17 protein-coding genes and 1 tRNA gene are annotated in these 18,400 nt (G+C 58.2%); 13 read left to right on the plus strand and 5 right to left on the minus strand.

Features of this window, described 5'->3' with window-relative positions; translation table 11 throughout:
- The first annotated feature begins 165 nt into the window (after positions 1-165).
- The 4 genes from BM269_RS24880 (at position 166) to BM269_RS24895 (ending at position 3,304) form a co-directional block, all read left to right on the plus strand.
- Positions 166-1,848, plus strand: a complete 1,683-nt coding sequence (locus tag BM269_RS24880) for an isovaleryl-CoA dehydrogenase (RefSeq protein WP_090443762.1) — start codon at positions 166-168, stop codon at positions 1,846-1,848.
- A gap of 45 nt (positions 1,849-1,893) precedes the next feature.
- Positions 1,894-2,544 (plus strand): uracil phosphoribosyltransferase, encoded by a 651-nt coding sequence (upp, locus tag BM269_RS24885; protein ID WP_090443764.1) that lies wholly within the window; start codon positions 1,894-1,896, stop codon positions 2,542-2,544.
- 3 nt (positions 2,545-2,547) lie between these two features.
- Entirely contained in the window at positions 2,548-2,901 is a 354-nt protein-coding gene (locus BM269_RS24890; protein WP_090443767.1) for an Hpt domain-containing protein, read from the plus strand.
- Between the two features lie 199 nt (positions 2,902-3,100).
- Positions 3,101-3,304: a cold-shock protein gene (locus BM269_RS24895; RefSeq protein WP_028102570.1), complete on the plus strand. Its 204-nt coding sequence runs from the start codon at positions 3,101-3,103 to the stop codon at positions 3,302-3,304.
- 110 nt (positions 3,305-3,414) lie between these two features.
- Here BM269_RS24895 and BM269_RS24900 read toward each other — a convergent pair whose 3' ends face one another.
- The gene (locus BM269_RS24900; protein WP_090443770.1) at positions 3,415-4,320 is read right to left on the minus strand and encodes a LysR family transcriptional regulator; all 906 of its coding nucleotides are present in this window, start codon (positions 4,318-4,320) and stop codon (positions 3,415-3,417) included.
- A 124-nt stretch (positions 4,321-4,444) separates the two neighbouring features.
- Here BM269_RS24900 and aceB point away from each other — a divergent pair, with 124 nt between their 5' ends.
- Complete coding sequence (gene aceB, locus BM269_RS24905; RefSeq protein WP_090443773.1) at positions 4,445-6,034, plus strand: malate synthase A; 1,590 nt, start codon at positions 4,445-4,447, stop codon at positions 6,032-6,034.
- Between the two features lie 50 nt (positions 6,035-6,084).
- Here the strand turns inward: aceB and BM269_RS24910 are convergent, their stop codons facing one another.
- The gene (locus tag BM269_RS24910) at positions 6,085-6,735 is read right to left on the minus strand and encodes a 2-hydroxychromene-2-carboxylate isomerase (protein ID WP_090443776.1); all 651 of its coding nucleotides are present in this window, start codon (positions 6,733-6,735) and stop codon (positions 6,085-6,087) included.
- A gap of 13 nt (positions 6,736-6,748) precedes the next feature.
- Positions 6,749-7,534, minus strand: a complete 786-nt coding sequence (gene gloB, locus BM269_RS24915; RefSeq protein WP_090443779.1) for a hydroxyacylglutathione hydrolase — start codon at positions 7,532-7,534, stop codon at positions 6,749-6,751.
- Between the two features lie 20 nt (positions 7,535-7,554).
- On the opposite strand from gloB, the gene BM269_RS24920 reads away from it, so the two are divergent.
- From BM269_RS24920 to BM269_RS24945, 5 genes are all read left to right on the plus strand, one after another.
- Positions 7,555-8,334, plus strand: coding sequence for a class I SAM-dependent methyltransferase (locus tag BM269_RS24920; RefSeq protein WP_090443782.1), 780 nt, complete (start codon positions 7,555-7,557; stop codon positions 8,332-8,334).
- Complete coding sequence (gene rnhA, locus BM269_RS24925; RefSeq protein ID WP_090443785.1) at positions 8,327-8,767, plus strand: ribonuclease HI; 441 nt, start codon at positions 8,327-8,329, stop codon at positions 8,765-8,767. Before BM269_RS24920 ends, rnhA begins: the two co-directional genes overlap by 8 nt.
- 46 nt (positions 8,768-8,813) lie before the next feature.
- Positions 8,814-9,515 (plus strand): DNA polymerase III subunit epsilon, encoded by a 702-nt coding sequence (gene dnaQ / locus BM269_RS24930; protein WP_090443787.1) that lies wholly within the window; start codon positions 8,814-8,816, stop codon positions 9,513-9,515.
- Between the two features lie 12 nt (positions 9,516-9,527).
- A tRNA-Val gene (locus BM269_RS24935) sits at positions 9,528-9,602 on the plus strand.
- Positions 9,603-10,275: 673 nt separating this feature from the next.
- Positions 10,276-10,980 carry an N-acyl amino acid synthase FeeM domain-containing protein gene (locus BM269_RS24945; protein ID WP_211482747.1) on the plus strand — a complete coding sequence of 235 codons (705 nt, stop codon included), beginning with the start codon at positions 10,276-10,278 and terminating at the stop codon, positions 10,978-10,980.
- On the opposite strand, the gene BM269_RS24950 is transcribed toward BM269_RS24945, so the two are convergent.
- Complete coding sequence (locus BM269_RS24950; RefSeq protein ID WP_090443794.1) at positions 10,957-11,862, minus strand: hypothetical protein; 906 nt, start codon at positions 11,860-11,862, stop codon at positions 10,957-10,959. The genes BM269_RS24945 and BM269_RS24950 overlap by 24 nt on opposite strands.
- 933 nt (positions 11,863-12,795) lie before the next feature.
- Positions 12,796-14,169 (minus strand): hypothetical protein, encoded by a 1,374-nt coding sequence (locus tag BM269_RS29230; RefSeq protein WP_139232863.1) that lies wholly within the window; start codon positions 14,167-14,169, stop codon positions 12,796-12,798.
- Positions 14,170-14,425: 256 nt separating this feature from the next.
- Here BM269_RS29230 and BM269_RS24960 point away from each other — a divergent pair, with 256 nt between their 5' ends.
- From BM269_RS24960 to BM269_RS24970, 3 genes are all read left to right on the plus strand, one after another.
- A complete protein-coding gene (locus tag BM269_RS24960; RefSeq protein ID WP_090443800.1) occupies positions 14,426-15,319 on the plus strand; it encodes a c-type cytochrome in 894 nt (297 codons plus the stop codon).
- A 34-nt stretch (positions 15,320-15,353) separates the two neighbouring features.
- Complete coding sequence (locus tag BM269_RS29235) at positions 15,354-17,489, plus strand: DNRLRE domain-containing protein (RefSeq protein ID WP_139232864.1); 2,136 nt, start codon at positions 15,354-15,356, stop codon at positions 17,487-17,489.
- 67 nt (positions 17,490-17,556) lie between these two features.
- On the plus strand, positions 17,557-18,378 hold the full coding sequence (locus BM269_RS24970; RefSeq protein ID WP_090443807.1) for a tetratricopeptide repeat protein: 822 nt from the start codon (positions 17,557-17,559) through the stop codon (positions 18,376-18,378).
- Positions 18,379-18,400: the final 22 nt, after the last annotated feature.

An 18,400-nucleotide genomic window follows, 5' to 3' on the forward strand; every position in this document is an offset into this window, starting at 1 on the left:
AAGATTAGTCCATGTTTTTAGGAAATTTGTTGCCCGGGATCAGTTTTATATGAAAGCAGAAGAAGTTTGGTGTTTTACCAAGCAATGTTTCATTTTTACGGCAACCTTGCCACTGCTAAAAGTTTGCGCTAGCCTCGCGTTACACAGGGGGCCGAGGAGAGCGAAATGAACCGTTTCGACACGCACGAGGTTTTCAACCAGGTGAGTCCGTTCGTGAACGTCAACTTGTTCACATGCGACACCGCCTTGCGCGAAGCGCTGGAGCGCGAGGGCGGGGCGTTTGCCACTGCCTCACTGATGGAGCTGGGCGCGGAACTGGGCACCGCCGAGATGCAGGAACTGGCCCGGCAAGCCAACGAACACCCGCCTTCCCTCAAGAATTTCGACCGCGCCGGACACCGGATCGACGAGATCGAATTCCACCCCGCCTGGCACAAGCTAATGGAGCAAATGATTGCGGCCGGCGCCCATGCCTCGCCGTGGGAAGGCAAGCATCAGCATCATGGCGCCCAAGTGGCGCGCGCGGCCCGCTATATCCTGTTCGGACAAGTCGAAAACGGTGCCCAGTGCCCGATCACCATGACCTACGCCAGCGTCCCGGCACTGCGCCAAAGCCCCGGCCTCGCCGCGCGCTGGCTGCCGAAAATCCTGTCGCGTGTATACGATCCGAGCCCTCGGCCGATCGACGAAAAACGCGGCGCGCTGATTGGCATGGGCATGACGGAGAAGCAGGGCGGTTCCGACCTGCGCGCCAACACCACCCAAGCCGAAGCGGTTCCGGGCGATGAAATACGCACCCTGTTCGGTGCCGACAGCGAACCCGTCTACCGCCTGACCGGCCACAAATGGTTCTTCTCCGCGCCGCAATGCGATGCCCACCTGGTGCTGGCCCAGGCCGGCGATGCGGGCTTGAGCTGCTTCCTGGTACCGCGCTTCCTGCCCGATGGCGTGCGCAACCAGGTGCGCATACAGCGCCTGAAGGAAAAGTTGGGGAACAAGTCGAATGCATCGTCCGAAGTTGAATTCACCGGCGCCTATGGCTGGCTGCTTGGGCCGTTGGGGCGCGGCGTGCCGACCATCCTGGAAATGGGCAATCACACGCGGCTCGATTGTGTGCTTGGCACAGCCGGCATCATGCGCGCGGCATTGACCCAGGTGCTGCACCACGCGCGCCGCCGCAGCGCCTTCGGCAAGCCCCTGTCCGAGCAGCCCTTGATGCAGAACGTGCTGGCCGATCTGGCGCTGGAATCGGAAGCGGCCACCGTTTTCGCGATGCGCCTGGCGCGCTGCTTCGATCACCTGGATAACCCATCGGAAGCCTTGCTGGCGCGGCTGTTGACGCCAGCCGGCAAATACTGGATCTGCAAGCGCGGCCCCGGCTTTGGCGCCGAGGCGATGGAAGTGCTGGGCGGCAGCGGCTATGTCGAGGAAAGTTCGCTGGCCCGTCTGTATCGCGAGTTGCCGGTCAACTCAATCTGGGAGGGTTCCGGCAACGTGATGTGCCTGGATTTGCTGCGCGCCCTGTCGAAATCCGGCCAGGCGCTGGAAGTACTGGCGGCCGAACTGGGTGAGGGCAGCCACGCCGATCCCGAATATGTGCGATACACCAGCCAACTGCTGGCCGACTTGCCCAAAGCCCGCGAAGACGAGTTCGGCGCGCGCCAACTGGCCGAGCGCGTCGTGCTGGCGTTGCAGGCCGGTTTGCTGCTGCGCCATGCCCCCGCTTTTGTCAGCTCCGCCTTTGTCGCCAGCCGCCTGGCCCGCGGGCCGGGCGGCGCGTATGGCCGGTTGCCGGCGGGAACAAACTGTGAAGCCATTCTACAGCGGGCGCTGGTGGAAAACGCCTGAGGCTGGGATAATGCGCGCAATTGAACGAATTTATTCCTAATTGACATGAAACAAGACCCGCGCTTCCCCAACCTGTTCATTACCGACCACCCGCTGATCCAGCACAAGCTGAGCCATATGCGCGACAAGGCGACGTCCACGCGCACCTTCCGCGAGCTGCTGAAAGAGATCACGCTGCTGATGGGTTACGAGATCACCCGTGACCTGCCGCTGACCACGCGCGAGATCGAGACCCCGCTGCAAACCATCCAGGCGCCGGTGATCGCCGGCCGCAAACTGGCCGTGGTACCGATCCTGCGTGCCGGCGTGGGCATGAGCGATGGCCTGCTGAACCTGGTGCCGTCCGCACGGGTCGGCCATATCGGCGTGTTCCGCGATCCGGACACCCACCAACCGGTGGAGTACCTGGTGCGCCTGCCGGACCTGGCCGACCGTACCTTCATCCTGTGCGACCCGATGGTCGCGACCGGTAACTCGGCCGTGCATGCGGTCGACGTGCTGAAAAAACGCGGCGTCCCCGACGACCAGATCATCTTCCTGGCCCTGGTCGCGGCGCCGGAAGGCATCGAAGTGTTCCAGAAATCGCACCCAAACGTGAAGATTTTCTGCGCCTCCCTGGATTCCCACCTCAACGACCACGCCTACATCATTCCTGGCCTGGGCGACGCGGGCGACCGCATCTTCGGCACTAAATAAGCCATGGCGACTGCAGCCGACCCCGACTACCACGACCGGCTGCAAGCCCTGCGCGACAAGTATGCCGCCAGCGTTCCCGAACGCATGGCGGCAATCCGCAACGCCCTGGTGCTATGCCAGGGCAGCCTGATCCCACCCCACATCGAGCAATTGCACCATGCACTGCACAGTGTGGCCGGCTCGGCCGGATCGTTTGGCCTGGCCGCCCTCGGCGACGAAGCGCGCCGCATCGAACAGATGGTGCGCGGCGTCATGGAAGCCGACGCCCCATGGCTCGGCATTGAAGCTGCGACGCATGCATTGTTGCAATGGGCCGACAAGGATTTTGGCGCAGGGAAAATTGCAGCGCACGATTGATATTTATCAAACAAGATTGATAAATCTTGTCTATAGTTAGCCATACATGTTCGGGACCTGTTGGCACGAAGTGAATTAATTTTCATCGCGACGTGTTTTTAGCAGGTATTTCGGTATAATGGCGGATCGTTTAGATTCAGGCGACTGGGTTCAAACGGTATCACGGGCGTAAGCTCATTTAACTGTAATAGGAATTGTAATGGCAACTGGTATCGTAAAATGGTTCAACGACGCAAAGGGTTTTGGCTTCATTACCCCTGATGAAGGCGGCGAAGATCTGTTTGCTCACTTCTCGGCTATCCAAAGCAACGGCTTCAAGTCGCTGCAGGAAAACCAACGCGTGTCCTTCGACGTGACCTCCGGCCCAAAAGGCAAGCAGGCGTCGAACATCCAGCCTCTGTAATCGAGACGGATCAAAACGATAAAAAATCCTCCGATTCGGGGGATTTTTTTTCGTCCCTACGCTTCAGCCCGTGTCCCACCATGGGGTCACACCCGTTTCGGGACACGGCCTCAGCCTTTGCGCCAGTAGCCCGGCTGGGCGTAGGTGTGGCGCAGGAAATCGACGAAGGCACGGATGCGGAAGGGCAGATGGCGCCGTTGTGCGAATACCGCGTAAATATCGTTTCCGGGCGCCGAATATTCGTTGAGCACCGGCTTTAAACGTCCCGCTTCAATATCCGCGCCAACTTCCCACATTGAGCGCCAGGCCAGGCCTTTCCCGGCCAATACCCAATCGTGCAATACCGCGCCGTCGTTGCAGCTCATATTGCCCGCAATTTTCAGCGTCACGTTCTTATCGCCCTCGCGGAAGGTCCAGCCGCGCTGGCTGCCTTCGCTGCTGATGGTCATGCAATTGTGCCTGGACAGGTCGTCCAGCGCCTGCGGTACGCCATGACGTTTAAGGTAAGCCGGCGTGCCGACCACCACGCGGTGATTATCCGCCAGCTTCACGCTCACCAGGTTGGAGTCCGACATCGAGGCAATGCGTATCGCCACGTCCACGCCTTCGCCAATCAAATCCACCACGCGGTCGTTCAGGTTCAATGTCACCGCCACGTCACGGTGCTCCGCTAAAAAGGAGGGGACCAAGGGCGCGACGTGCAATCGTCCGAAACCGGCCGGCGCGGAAATCATCAGGTGGCCCGTGGCGCGCGCGCTACGTTCCGCAACCGCAGCTTCCGCGCTTTCCAGTTCGACCAGAATGCGTTGGCAATCCTCAAGGAAGGCGGCGCCTTCGTCCGTCAGCGCCAGCTTGCGCGTGGTACGCTGGAGTAGTTTGACGCCAAGGCGTTGCTCCAGCGCGTCGAGGCGGCGCCCGATAACGGCGGGCGCGATGCCTTCCGCGCGCGCTGCCGCCGACAAGCTGCCGCGGTTGACCACTTCTACAAAGGTGGAGATTTGCCTGAACTGACCCATAAGACCTCATTTATGACTAAAACGCACAGATGAAGTGCTTTTTAGTCTTGTTTCTCTATGTTTTTAGTCAATATACTGGAAAACATCCAATCACAACACTAATCATCATTCACGGAGAAAGACCATGAGCATCACTCTGCCAGCAGGTATGCAAATCACAGGAGAAATCAAGCCAGGTTTCGAACGCGTGCTGACCCCGGAAGCACTGGCCCTGGTGGCCAAGCTGAGCCGCGAATTCGAACCGCGCCGCCAGGCACTGCTGGCCAAGCGCGTTGAGCGCGCCAAGCGCCTGGATGCCGGCGAGCGTCCGGACTTCCTGGCCGAGACCGCCCATGTCCGCAACGGCGACTGGAAGATCGCTCCTATTCCGAAGGCCCTGGAATGCCGCCGTGTTGAAATCACCGGCCCGGTCGATCGCAAGATGGTCATCAACGCGCTGAACTCCGGCGCGGACTCCTACATGACCGACTTCGAGGATTCCAATTCCCCGAACTGGGACAACCAGATCTCCGGCCAGATCAATATGCAGGACGCGGTCCGCAAGACCATCTCGCTGGAACAGAACGGCAAGTCCTACAAGCTGAACGAAAAGACCGCCACCCTGGTGGTGCGTCCACGCGGCTGGCACCTGGACGAAAAACATGTCACCGTCGACGGCAAGCGTGTTTCGGGCGGCATCTTCGATTTCGCCCTGTTCATGGTCCACAACGCGAAAGAGCAGCTGGCACGCGGCGCCGGCCCATACTTCTACCTGCCGAAGATGGAATCGCACCTGGAAGCCCGCCTGTGGAACGACATCTTCGTGATGACCCAGAATGAACTGGGCCTGCCGCAAGGCACCGTTAAAGCCACCGTGCTGATCGAAACCATCCTGGCCGCGTTCGAGATGGACGAAATCCTGTACGAACTGCGCGAACACAGCTCCGGCCTGAACGCCGGCCGTTGGGACTACATCTTCAGCTGCATCAAGAAATTCAAGCTGGACAAGGACTTCTGCCTGGCCGACCGCGCCAAGGTCACCATGACTTCGCCGTTCATGCGCGCATACGCGCTGCTGCTGCTGAAGACCTGCCACAAGCGCAATGCCCCGGCAATTGGCGGCATGGCTGCGCTGATCCCGATCAAGAACGATCCGGAAAAGAACGAAGTGGCGATGGGCGGCGTGCGCAACGACAAGGCGCGTGATGCAACCGACGGTTACGACGGCGGCTGGGTGGCGCACCCAGGCCTGGTGGAACTGGCCATGGGCGAGTTCAAGAAAGTGCTGGGCGATGCGCCGAACCAGATCGCCAAACAGCGTCCGGACGTGGAAGTTACCGCAGCCGAGCTGCTGGACTTCAAGCCGGAAGCGCCGATCACCGAGGCCGGCCTGCGCTACAACATCAACGTCGGCATCCACTACCTGGGCAGCTGGCTGAATGGCAACGGCTGCGTGCCGATCCATAACCTGATGGAAGATGCGGCGACTGCTGAAATTTCGCGCTCGCAGGTGTGGCAGTGGATTCGCTCGTCGAAAGGCGTACTGGAAGATGGCCGCAAGGTTAGCGCGGACATGGTGCGTGCGATGATTTCCGAGGAACTGCCGAAGGTGAAAGCCAGCGCTCCGGACGGCTCCACGCCGGCATACGATCGCGCCGCGCAAATCTTCGAGGAGATGTCGACGTCGGAAGCGTTTGAAGAATTCCTGACGCTGCCGCTGTACGAAGAAATCTAAACCGCTGACCCTTCCAGTGCGGTGTCTGACCCCGTGGGTCAGACACCGGTTTACCGGTTCTGACGCGAAGCCAGCGGAGGCCTGTCCAGAAAGTCCTGCAAACGGACCTCGTCAATACGATGGCCCGCAATCCGCCGCAGCAGGCTTTCGATGCGGTCCGCGCCCCAGAACAATTCCCCTTCATAGACGAAGCTCGGCACGCCAAAAATGCCATCGTTGATGGCCTGCTCGGTCGCACGCGCCAATTCCGCCTTCACTTCCGGCGTTCCCGCCGCAGCGACAAGCGCCTCCCCATCCAGCCCGCAATCCCGCGCCACGCGCGCCAGCACGCTGAAATCCTGCGCATCCTGCCCCTGTTCCCATGTGGCGGCCATCACAGCGGTCACAAACGCAATCCGCTCTGCACGGCCGGCAATCGCGGTCGCAACGCGCAGCATCGGCAATGGATTGAAGGGATGCCCCGGCGGCCCCACAAACTCCAACCCATGCGCCGACGCTTGCCGCATCACATCGCGGAAAGTCAGCACGCGTTTCGCCGGCACCTCCGCCGGCCCCACCAAGCCATGCTTGTTCAACATCGCTGCAAACAAAACAGGCACCATTTCAAGCTGCACGCCCGCCGCCTCAATGCGGGCAATCTGCTTGGTTGCCAGCCAGACGAATGGGCTGATGGGATCAACGTACATGCGGACGGTTTGCATAGTTCTCCTTAGATTAGAAGGTATTCTTCCACTCCCTTAGCGCCGCGAAAACGGCAACTGGCGGTTCGCCGCCATGTAATTTGCCGGCCTCGCGTAAGCGGGAAGCGATTTCAGGCTCACGATAGCGCAGGAAAGGATTGGTCGCCCGTTCCAGGCCGATCGTGCTCGGCACGGTAGGCTGGCCGCGTTCCCGGGTTGCGGAATCGGCAGCCACGCGTGCGCACAGTGCCCCATTGCCCGGCTCCACTGCGCTGGCGAACCGCAGGTTGGACAGCGTATATTCATGGGCGCAGAACACCTTGGTGGCCTCCGGCAGCCCAGCCAGTTTGCCCAGCGATCCGACCATCTGCTCGGGCGTGCCCTCGAACAGGCGCCCGCAACCGCCGGCAAACAGGGTGTCGCCGCAGAATACCCAAGGTTCGAGGCCATCGCGTACATAGGCGATATGGCCGAGGGTATGGCCCGGCACGTCCAGCACCCGTAGCGACAGGTCCAGCCCCGGCACTTCCACCCGGTCGCCTTCGCCCAGCGGTACGGTCACTGCTGCGATACCATCATGGCGGGGGCCGAAGACCGGCACCTGGAAGCGGGCCAAAAGCCCCGGTACGCCCCCGATATGGTCAGCATGGTGATGGGTGAGTAGAATGGCGGTAAGTGTCAGGCCGTGTTCCTGCAGGGCTGCAAGGATAGGCGCGGCGTCGCCGGGATCGACTGCCGCAGCGTTGCAGCCATCGTGGACCAGCCACAGGTAGTTATCCTTGAAGGCAGGAACGGTCAGAACGGAAACAGGTTTGCTCATGGGCTCAATAAAGGCAATGCATGGATAGCGCAACATCCGACGAATCCATTATAGCGTTCGACAAATGGCTGGAGACAGCGCCGGGTGCATACGTGCGTGCCTGGGAGCAGGCATGCCTGGACAAGATGGTGGCGGATATCTTCGGATTCAACGCCGTGCAGATCGGCATGCCGCAGATTGATGCGCTGGCAGCCAACCGCATGCCGCATCAATGGCTTGCCGATATCCGCCTGCACCCGCGCCAATCGGGCGGCAATCGCGTGGTCGCGGTCACCTTGGACAGCGTGGAGCTGCCATTTGCCACCAATAGCATGGACCTGGTCGTGCTGCCGCATGTGCTGGAATTCTCGGCGGAGCCGCACCAGGTGCTGCGTGAAGTGGAACGGGTGCTGATTCCCGAAGGCCAGGTGATCGTCTGCGGCTTCAATCCGGCCAGCTTGTGGGGATTGCGCCAGCTGAGCGGACGCCTGACCGGATCGCATTACCTGCCCAAAGCGGGGGAGTTCATCTCCATGCCGCGTATCAAAGACTGGCTAAAATTGCTGAATATGGGCGTCAGCCACACGCAGCTGGGTTGCTATGCGCCGGCCTGCCGCACTGAACGCTGGCTGGCGCGCTACAACTTCATGGACCGCGCCGGCCCCAATTATTGGCCGTACTTCGGCGGGGTCTACATGGTGCAGGCGATCAAGCGCGTGAAAGGCATGCGCTTGATCGGCCCGGCCTGGAAACAGAAAACGGCCAAGGCGGGCGTACCCGTCCCGGCTGCCAACAAACACAAAGAAAGACTCGATGGATAAAGTAGAGATTTACACCGACGGCGCCTGCAAGGGCAATCCAGGCACCGGCGGTTGGGGCGCGCTGATGATCGCAGGCGACGCCAAGAAGGAAATGTTCGGCGGTGAGCTGAATACCACCAATAACCGCATGGAGTTGACTGCGGTGATCGAATCGCTGAAGGCGCTGAAGCGTCCATGCGAAGTGGTGCTGCACACCGACAGCCAGTACGTCCAGAAGGGTATCAGCGAATGGATCCACGGCTGGAAAGCGCGCGGCTGGAAGACTTCGACCAAGGAGCCGGTCAAGAACGCCGACCTGTGGCAGGCGCTGGACGCCGCGCAGGCCGTGCACACGGTGGATTGGCGCTGGGTGCGCGGCCACAATGGACATCCAGGCAACGAGCGCGCCGACCAACTGGCCAACCTGGGTGTGGAATCGGTTCGCCGCAAATAAGGCCTGTTATACTTCGCCGCTTGCTACGAACACATTCGTGAAATTTATGCGTCAAATCGTCCTCGATACCGAAACTACCGGCATTAACCCGAAGCAGGGTAACCGAATCATTGAAATTGGCTGCGTTGAGCTGTTTGAGCGCAAGCTGACCGGGAATAACTTCCACGTCTACATCAACCCTGATCGTGATTCGGAAGAGGGCGCCTTGGCGGTGCACGGATTGACCACCGACTTCCTGCGCGATAAACCGCGCTTTCATGAAGTGGTCGAGGATTTGCGCGCTTACGTCCAGGGTGCGGAAGTCATCATTCACAACGCGCCGTTTGACCTGGGTTTTTTGAACCATGAGTTCAATTTGCTCAAGCTGCCCGCCTTCGATTCCCACATTGGCGGCGTGATTGATACTCTGGTGCAGGCGAAGGAAATGCGTCCGGGTAAGCGTAACTCGCTGGACGCGTTGTGCGAACACTTCGGCATCTCCAACGCGCACCGCAAACTGCACGGCGCGCTGCTTGACGCGGAGTTGCTGGCAGACGTTTATCTGGCGATGACCCGTGGCCAGAATAGCCTGGGCATGGACATCGTCATCGAAGAATCCGGCAGCGGCATCGCCATGGCGGAGATCGCGTTGGCCGATGTGATTGTAGTGCGAGCCAGTGAGGCGGAAGAATCCGAGCACATCACACTACTGGACGGTCTCGATAAAGCGGTCAAAGGAACTTGTGTTTGGCGCACCCATAGTCTATAATTGCGCCACTTCGGGAGGTTAGCTCAGGGGTAGAGCACTGCATTCACACTGCAGGGGTCGCAAGTTCGAAACTTGCACTTCCCACCAGAATTCAGTAGTAAAACAAGGGCTTACGCATTGCGTAGGCCCTTAGTTTTTGCTGGTCCGGAAAAAGTACGGAAAGTTGCTTAGCATTTATCGAATGTCCCGCGTCAGGGTTCGATGAGGTCCAGCAGAACCCTTTGCAAGTGCTGCAGCGGATCGTCAGGGCTCTTCCCAATCAAGAGATGCCTGACTTCCATGAAAAAGCCTTGGACAAACTGAGCGGAGCGCCGACCTCGCGGCCTGGCTTGCCACCGCTGACGTATTTCCAGCTCGTACATTGTCCACTTCACGGCGCATTCCTTATTAACTCGCCACTTTCTTTGAGCGTACGCCAACATCGATTGCATAGCAAACAGAAAGTAGCGTCAACTGCGCCTTGAGTAGACGGGCTTCGACGGCGTTGCCAATCTAGGCGCATCCGCATTTCTGCGCAAGCCATTGCGACCCTGAAATAGACGGTATCTATTTCGTCACACTTTGCACTCATCTATTGTGTGACTGACTCAGCCGTGCCAACATGCATAAAGGTAGTCAGCTCCGTGCGTGTTGCTCATTGGAGATGGCTCACCAGCAAATTCTAAAGGGGGCATGCAATGGCTAAGGCCATGCGGGAAGGACTGTGCCCTTCAGGGGGCATCTTTCGATCCCGGTGGCGGCGCCACGGATGGAGGTCCATATGTCCCCAATGGTCGATGAACTCGCTAAGGCAAGCCTGTTGATCAACAAGATGTACTCCTGGCGAGGCTATGCTGGGCCCCATCAACTGCCCGTCGATCCCAACCGGATCACACTGACCGCTAGCGACAAAGGAGAGGTAGTCGGTACCCTGACTCTGGGACTTGACTCGCCGAACGGAATCCTGGCAGATGAAATCTTCAAGGACGAAGTCGATACAGTACGCATGATCCGCGGCGCCCGCGTGTGCGAAATCACCAAGCTGGCGTTCGACAACGATGGCAGCAAGTCGCAGATGGCATTGCTGTTTCACATGTCAGTGCTATATGCGCGCGACCTGCACCATTGCACACACATCTTCATTGAAATCAATCCGCGCCACCGCCGCTTCTACGAAACCATGCTCGGCTTCAAGTGCCTGGGCGGGCTGAAGACCAACCCGCGCGTTGGAGCCCCTGCCTACCTGCTGGTGATTGAACTGGCGTACGTCAGCGAACAGATCGAAAAATATGGCGGGCAGGGACCTGAGATTGCTTTGTCGGCGCGCTCTTTCTATCCGCTGTTCTATTCGCCGCAGGACGAACGTGGCATCGTTCAGCGCCTGAAGAATTTCGACGTGGCGGCAATGGATGATGGCGTTCGCGGCATCCGTGCTTGTACCCGAAGCCCCTCAGAGCGGCATCTAGTCGAAGCCGAACACACCTAGTTTGCCCGTTTTAATGGCGAGGACGAAATCATCGCGGCGCCGCAGAACCTCCAGCATCGCACTTTCTGGCAATGCTCTTGCTGTTCTTTGAGCCAGGGAGTCGTCGCATCCCCCGCCATACATGCACAAGAGTTGTTGTTCCAGTGCGGTGCTGGAACAGTCTTTACCCAGCTCGCAGGCTGCGAGCCTGATCGCTAGGCCATCGATATTGTTATCTGACGATTGCCCGGACGCTTTGCTACGGGTGTCCTGTACCTCCTGCAAATAGTGTTCGAGCTCCGCGATTGCATCAGGCTCTCTCGATCGGAGGACAGAACTGGCCAGGCTGGCAGCTTGTTCCAGTTTGTTCATGCTAAGTAGATCCGATGCCTTGGCTGCGATCGCAATGTTGCTGCTCTCATTTGCGACAACCGTCTTCAAATGGCGGATCGAAGCCCAGATTTCGGACGGCGGAACGTTTCGGAATCCGGCACACCTGGCGTAAAGCTGCCGATTGGCCAGATCCTGTTGATCCGTCGCACCCCGCAACAGTTCCGGTGCGGTTGAAAAAGCCGCTCCGCTCGACGAACGCACCAGAAATCGGGCGCAAAAGTCGATTGCGCGCAGCGCGAAGTAGCGGGCGTTGGGATCTGCTCCATCCCTAAATTTCATGTACAGGGCGTGTAAGTCACGGGTCGACTGAAACTCGCCTGAAACCTTGATAGCAAAAGCGAGGCGATCTTGTGGCTGCTGTAGTGGTGCAGGCATTGTAGGATGAACGATTGCCGCAGTCGCTTTCTGATGCGTGTCGCGAGGCTGCCCGACTGGCGCTACTGGTGCATGTTCGATCCTGAAAAAGAAGAAGGCGCTCATCGCGATTGCAATGACGGCCAGCGCCAACATGAGAGGTTTTAGTGAAGCCATGGCATCAGGCGAACCCGCGCTAATGTTGTAGTCGAGATGTCATTTTGTATCGGTACTGTCTGCTGCTTCCCGTATCTTTTTCCATACACTTCTATGATTGACTGGCGACCTTCTTTCAGGTCCGCTGCGGCATCTTCCAATTTTTCTCGATATTGCGCGAGGCTAGGTATAGCAAGTTCGTCGCTGCCTCGTCGCTCGGGAAGTTCCCCCGCGGTGTGTGGATCAACATCGCCTGATACGCGCCGCGCAGCATTCGACATTTGGTCCAGAAAGAGCCCCTGATTTTTGCACTGAACCCCGGAAGTTGGTACCAATTCTCGGGGTCTTTCGCTGACTGACCGTGGATTAACGCGCTTCTTGATTCTCTCCCTCAATTCCGCCTTTGATCCACAGACAGGGCATGTCGCAATCGATGCGACTGTTTACGCAACTCTTCGCTGCCAACGATCGCTCGTAGCGATACCCCCTGACGACTTGAGGAAGTCCACCAGCGCGCGCAGAACCGCGCCCATATGGCGTCCACTCGGGTAATACAAGTAGAAGCGCTCCGGAGGGGGCATCCAGCCCTCCAGCACAGGAACAAGCCGACCATTCGCGTGTGGCAAAGCCCGGCTCCCTGCTGCGCCGCCAGCATGAGCGCGGGTAAGTCGTCCAGCACGATGCTGCCATTGGTGGCCACTGCAAATGCTTCACCGTCGCGCTGGAATTGCCATTTAAAGATAGCGCCGCTCGGGAAGCGAAGTTGCAGGCATTCGTGGCTGGCCATTGCGTGCGGTGTTTCCGGTACCCCAAAACGATGGAGATAGTCCAGCTTTGTTAACGGCACTGAGTTGGTGGTGGACGGGGGCACAGCCAGGTATAACGCTACCGAGTCGATAAGATCTCGCGGGATATCGTCAGAAAGTGCTGTGCCTACTGGCGTTGCATTAAATTGTTTACATCGACTTTCTGAATCAGATCAGCGCCAATCGCTGCGGGCGATGTAGCTGCTGGACAAGTTGGACTTTCAATCTGCCCACCGTTACTTTTGAGGCAAATTCTGGGAGTCGCACCGGTCAATGCACCGGCGCTACAGGCCTGGCAGATTCGCGTGAAAGCGGTCTGGAGCTGCAGTGAGTAGTCCAAGGATACGGCAGGAAGGGGCTGGGCGCTGTCTTGAACAGGATCGATCAAATGGCCACCTTGGACATTGGCAAAATACGCGGCAACTATTTTCTCGAGTTCCGTGGGGGTAGGGGTGTCTGACTGGTTAATGCGGGGCGGCGACCCTAGCACAGGATGGCGCGGATACTGGGCTGACGAGTGGCAGGAGATACACGAAGATCGCCAATTGTCGGCGGGCCCATTCAAGCGTCCTTGAAAACCGGGATAGGGGCGTGCCGGCCAGGATTGCGGCTGCTTTTGCCATACCTTCCCAGCCAACTGATTGTTCAGCCGGGTTTCGAAAAGCTGCGCCGATTTCGCAAGTTCATTATTCTGTTTGGTGGGATCGTTTCCCCACGCCAGTCCAACGGGAACGAGATTATCAAAGAGCCCGTCACCCTTCTTCGGTCCCTTCCATACAAAAGTTCCGAAGACCCAACCCGTCAACGTCGCCCGAGGATCACGCACCGCGATGTCGACTTGAATAAGCCTGAGCTTGGTTAGCGACGTTTTACTGCGTGTGAATGCCTGGACGACTGGCGCCCCTTTCAAATACTTGACGTGCGCGTCGGTCGCTTCAGTGAAAAGGAATTTGAAGGAAGCTGATTTTGCAGGGAATGTCCAACGGCTACCATTGGGCAAAGACGGGACTGAAGGGTCGCAGGGATTCGCATAAATCTGGCCAAGTCCAAAAGCCCCTTCCTGGTTGTACCAGCCTATGGCCCAAGTTTGAAGGTCGCCTGGCGACGTGGGGCTGAGATCTTTGGGATCGGGGCTGCGCTCCTTGGTCAATCCAATCCGCTTCTCCCGTCCACTAGCGCCATAATCCATCCAAGGGGCAATCCACCAGTTCGCGGTAGCAGGCAAGGCAATCGTTCCACCTGAGATGGTGATGCCGGAATCCCGGATTTCCTGCAATACGGCTGCCGCATATTTTCGCCAACTGGTCTCGAAGTTGATCTGTTCCCAGCCGTGTCCAGTACTCGGAAGCGCTGTTGGAAAGTCCGTGCGCCACGGAATGTTTATCTTGCCAAGCGTTGCGTCAAAGGCGCTGCTTTTCGACGCAGGAAAATCCTGACAACCCTGGGCCGTACCACCAGAGATTGCAAGCGCAACGCAGATCAAGGATCCGAATCGCATCATACCCTCCGCATATCGGTTACAGCTGGGTTTCGGACTTTGCTTCTCGCGATAGGAATCCTCCTATTCTGGACTGATACGTCGAGAAAAATCTATCCAAAGGTCACAGTTGCCGAATAACGACATGAGGATATGCGGGGCATCTTCAGGGCGGCCCTGAACTGCTGGGTCTGGGATCGAACTCGTGCTAGTGTTGTAATCGAGATGTCATCTCATATCGGTACTCTCCGCGGTTTCCCGTATTTTTCCATACACTTCTATGATCGATAAAAATTCGGCTGCAGGCGGACGCAAGTTTCCGCTGCAAGGCACAGTTTCTTCCGCTCTCGCGGCTGCGGCGATTTCGGCATCGCTGCTATATCTAAGCGTGGTGGAAGACACATCGGCACAGGAAGGCATTCGGCCCGCATACACAGCTGACTATGTTGCGCAGATGCTCGACTATGTTTCGCGCGATTATGCACTCGCCGTATCGAACGGAAAAATCATCGATGAGGACGAATACGTCGAACAACTTGTCGTTAGCGGCTCGGCGCTGGAAGTGGGTGACCAGGTAAAAGCAATCAAGGCACAGCCTGCCATTCGCGGGGAAATCGTCAGGCTCATTGACCTGATCAAGGAAAAAGCGCAGCCCGAGGTCATCAAGAAGCAGGCATTGAAAGCGCGTGATGCCATCTACGTGGCAGCCGGAAGCGCGATAGCACCTCGCAGTTGGCCGAGCCTGGCCCAGGGAAAACAGATATTCACCGCGAACTGCGCATCCTGCCACGGCGCAATGGGCGATGGGCGAGGCATCGCGGCGCAGGCACTGGCTTCGAAGCCGATGAATTTTCTCGATTCGGAGCGCATGGCGCCCATGGCGCCGTTGTCCATCTTTACCTCCGCCAAAATGGGAGTTCAAAACACCGCAATGCCAGGCTTTTCTTCCTTGACGGAGGACGAGTTGTGGGCCGTGTCGTTCTATGTGCTTTCGCTTAGGCCACGTATGGCGTTGCCCGCTGCGGCCAAGCTTGACCAAACGGCCGCCGATCTTTGGCTGAAGGCAGCTGCCACGCTTCCTGATGAAGAATTGATGCAAACATTACCGGGGTCTTCCAGTGAGCGCAGGAAGTCCCTGGCGCTGCTCAGAACCCATTCCGAAGACCGCAAATGAACCGAATTACAACCCAAGGATATGGAGCGAACAAATGCTAAGTAAAAGATCGTATCGCCTTTTGAAGTCCTGCGTCACATTCCTCGTTCTGCTTTCGTCATCGATTGCATTCGCGGCCACGGTGGTACGTGGGCCTTACCTTCAAAGCGCAAGCAGCGACAGCATCACCGTGCGCTGGAGGACCGATGTCGCGACCGATAGCCGCGTGCAATATGGTGCCAGTTCCGGCAGCCTGACGTCACTCGCATCCAACGCCACCTCGACCACTGAGCACATCGTCAAACTGAGCGGCCTTAGCCCTAACACGAAATACTTCTACAACGTCGGCTCCAGCAGTGCGGTGCAAGCAGGCGACTCCACGTTTTACTTCGAAACCTCGCCGACGGCTGGCACCTCGGTGCCCACCCGTGTCTGGGTGATCGGCGACGCAGGCACAGGCACCTCCGGGCAGGCGGCCGTGTACAACGCCTACCGCAACTTCACTGGCAGCACCTATACCGACTTTTGGATGATGCTCGGTGATAACGCCTACAACAGCGGTACCGACGCCGAATACCAGACCAAGATGTTCAATATGTATCCGGAGATGATGCGCCAGTCGCCACTGTGGGCCACGATCGGCAACCACGATGGCACCAGTGCCGATTCGGCGACGCAGACCGGTCCCTACTACGACATCCACACCTTCCCCAAGAACGCTGAGGCCGGCGGCGTCGCTTCCGGCACCGAGGCCTATTATTCGTTCAACCATGGGAATATCCACGTCATCGTGCTCGACTCGAACGAGACCAGCCGTTCCACCACGGGCGCCATGATGAACTGGATGAAAGCCGATCTGGCGAATGTCACGGCGACCTGGCTGATCGCCATCTGGCACCATCCTCCCTACACCAAGGGTTCGCACAATTCGGACACCGAGACGAACCTGATTGAAATGCGCCAGAACTTCCTGCCTGTCCTGGAAAACTATGGCGTTGACCTGGTTCTTACGGGCCACAGCCATTCGTACGAACGCTCGAAATTCATCGATGGACACTACGGTCTCTCGAGCACCTACAGCAGTTCGTTTGAAATCAACGGCGGGAGCGGCCGCGTCGACGGTACGGGCGCTTATACCAAAACCGCCAGCCTGCCGCATTCCGGCGCAGTCTATTCGGTCGTCGGCGCCTCGGGCCAGGTTAGTGGCGGCACCTTGAATCATCCTGCGATGTTCTTATCGCTGAATGAACTTGGCTCGATGGTCCTGGATGTTTCGGGGCAGACCATGGACATCAAATATCTCAACAACAATGGCACCGTGCGTGATTATTTCACCATCAGCAAAAGCACTACGCCGCCTACCGTTCCCGCAGCGCCAGGTGGTTTGACGGCGACGGCCGCCTCGTCGTCAGCCATCAACCTGAGCTGGACTGATAATTCCAATAACGAAACCGGTTTTGACATCGAGCGTTCCACCGACAATGTCAATTGGGCAGCGCTGCCGCCGGTTGGCAGCAACACCCAGTCCTATGGCAATACCGGATTAGCCGCCAGCACTACTTACTACTATCGGGTACGCGCCAAGAATAGTGCCGGCAACTCGGCCTATTCCAATGTGGCCAATGCAACGACCCTGGCTCCTGGCGGCACAATAGTCACGGTGGAACTACGCGATGGATTGAATGGTTACGCCGGCACCCAGGATACCTATGTCGCCAGTGGGTCCACAGGCTCCAACTTCGGCACCTCTGCAAGCGTGCTGGCGGACGGCGCGGACGGCTCCAATGGGGAACTGGTTTCTCTGCTCAAATGGAGCGTGACCGGCGTCCCAAGCACGGCCACTGTCAATTCAGTTCGTGTGAAGTTACAGGCTTTCAACCCGAGCGCCGGCACATACCGTCTGTATGCTCGAAATGCGGCCTGGGCCGAAAGTACGGCGACCTGGGCCAACGCCAATGTCGCCGGCAACCAGGGAGCCGAGATCGGCAACTTTGTACCGAGTACTAACGGACTTCATACGATCACGCTCAACGCGGCGGGCATCGCCCTGGTACAGGGCTGGTTGAACGGTACGATAAACAATAATGGCCTGACCGTTCGTTCCACCAGCTCCGACGGCGTCGACTTCCGCTCGAGCGAATATGGCACCGGCGCACAGCGACCGGCTTTGAGCATTACGTATCAAAATTGATTGGTAATGATTAGCTCGAAAATGGCGGGGACGCTCCCCGCCATATTTGTTTATTGAGGATCCCGGCATGAAGTTGAATCAAGCGTTACTCGCACTGCTTCTTTGCACTGGCCAGGCGATGGCCCATGGCTCCTTGCACAACCAGATACAGGATCTCACCAAGACGATGCTGCGAGACGGAAAGAGCGCGCCGTTACTGGTCAAGCGTGGAAGGCTTCACATGGAGCACGGCAATCACAAGTCCGCAACCCAGGATTTCTTATTGGCCCTGAAGCTGAATCCTGCGGAGCGATCCGCCTACTATTACTTGGCGGAGCAGGCCTTCGATCAGGAAAAACTGCCCGACGCGCGGCGCTACGCTGAAAAATTCCTGGCAATGTTGAAGGGTGAGCCTGGCGCTATCGTGCGAGGCCAAAGCCTGTATGGCCAGATCCTGCTCGCGCAGGGAGAGTATGGTGCCGCTGAGACGGCGTTCCGCATCGCAGTGGACCAGGCGTCTGACCCTTCGCCAGAGCATTATCTGCGCCTTGCCGATGCGCAGGGCAAAGCGGGTGCCACAACTGAAGCGCTGTCCAGCCTGGATGAAGGCATGCGAAAGCTCGGGATGTTGAACGTGCTGCAAAACAAGTCCATTAGCCTGAATATCGAATCAAGGGCATGGGACGACGCCCTGCAACGGCTGGATGGCATGATTCTGCAAGGCCAGGGTCTACCCGAACTTTACCTTCGCAAGGCAAGAATACTGCTCGCTGCCGACCGCCAAGTTTTGGCGCAAGAGGCGGTGCAACAGGGCTTGGTGTCGATCGAGCAGATCCCTGCCGCAAGGCGTGAGACCCCGGCGATGAAGCAAGTGCAATCTCAATTGCTTGTACTGCGATCCGAACGCTGAATTCCTGGATGATGGCAATTTC

Origin of the sequence: Duganella sp. CF458 (assembly GCF_900113115.1) — a bacterium.
Taxonomy (GTDB): Bacteria; Pseudomonadota; Gammaproteobacteria; order Burkholderiales; family Burkholderiaceae_D; genus Rugamonas.

Excerpts from the sequence above, each read along its gene's own strand:
- BM269_RS24880 (WP_090443762.1), top strand. The coding sequence starts at position 166 with ATGAACCGTTTCGACACGCACGAGGTTTTCAACCAGGTGAGTCCGTTC.
- upp (WP_090443764.1), top strand. The coding sequence starts at position 1,894 with ATGAAACAAGACCCGCGCTTCCCCAACCTGTTCATTACCGACCACCCG.
- BM269_RS24890 (WP_090443767.1), top strand. The coding sequence starts at position 2,548 with ATGGCGACTGCAGCCGACCCCGACTACCACGACCGGCTGCAAGCCCTG.
- BM269_RS24895 (WP_028102570.1), top strand. The coding sequence starts at position 3,101 with ATGGCAACTGGTATCGTAAAATGGTTCAACGACGCAAAGGGTTTTGGC.
- BM269_RS24900 (WP_090443770.1), bottom strand. The coding sequence starts at position 4,320 with ATGGGTCAGTTCAGGCAAATCTCCACCTTTGTAGAAGTGGTCAACCGC.
- aceB (WP_090443773.1), top strand. The coding sequence starts at position 4,445 with ATGAGCATCACTCTGCCAGCAGGTATGCAAATCACAGGAGAAATCAAG.
- BM269_RS24910 (WP_090443776.1), bottom strand. The coding sequence starts at position 6,735 with ATGCAAACCGTCCGCATGTACGTTGATCCCATCAGCCCATTCGTCTGG.
- gloB (WP_090443779.1), bottom strand. The coding sequence starts at position 7,534 with ATGAGCAAACCTGTTTCCGTTCTGACCGTTCCTGCCTTCAAGGATAAC.
- BM269_RS24920 (WP_090443782.1), top strand. The coding sequence starts at position 7,555 with ATGGATAGCGCAACATCCGACGAATCCATTATAGCGTTCGACAAATGG.
- rnhA (WP_090443785.1), top strand. The coding sequence starts at position 8,327 with ATGGATAAAGTAGAGATTTACACCGACGGCGCCTGCAAGGGCAATCCA.
- dnaQ (WP_090443787.1), top strand. The coding sequence starts at position 8,814 with ATGCGTCAAATCGTCCTCGATACCGAAACTACCGGCATTAACCCGAAG.
- BM269_RS24945 (WP_211482747.1), top strand. The coding sequence starts at position 10,276 with ATGTCCCCAATGGTCGATGAACTCGCTAAGGCAAGCCTGTTGATCAAC.
- BM269_RS24950 (WP_090443794.1), bottom strand. The coding sequence starts at position 11,862 with ATGTTGGCGCTGGCCGTCATTGCAATCGCGATGAGCGCCTTCTTCTTT.
- BM269_RS29230 (WP_139232863.1), bottom strand. The coding sequence starts at position 14,169 with ATGATGCGATTCGGATCCTTGATCTGCGTTGCGCTTGCAATCTCTGGT.
- BM269_RS24960 (WP_090443800.1), top strand. The coding sequence starts at position 14,426 with ATGATCGATAAAAATTCGGCTGCAGGCGGACGCAAGTTTCCGCTGCAA.
- BM269_RS29235 (WP_139232864.1), top strand. The coding sequence starts at position 15,354 with ATGCTAAGTAAAAGATCGTATCGCCTTTTGAAGTCCTGCGTCACATTC.
- BM269_RS24970 (WP_090443807.1), top strand. The coding sequence starts at position 17,557 with ATGAAGTTGAATCAAGCGTTACTCGCACTGCTTCTTTGCACTGGCCAG.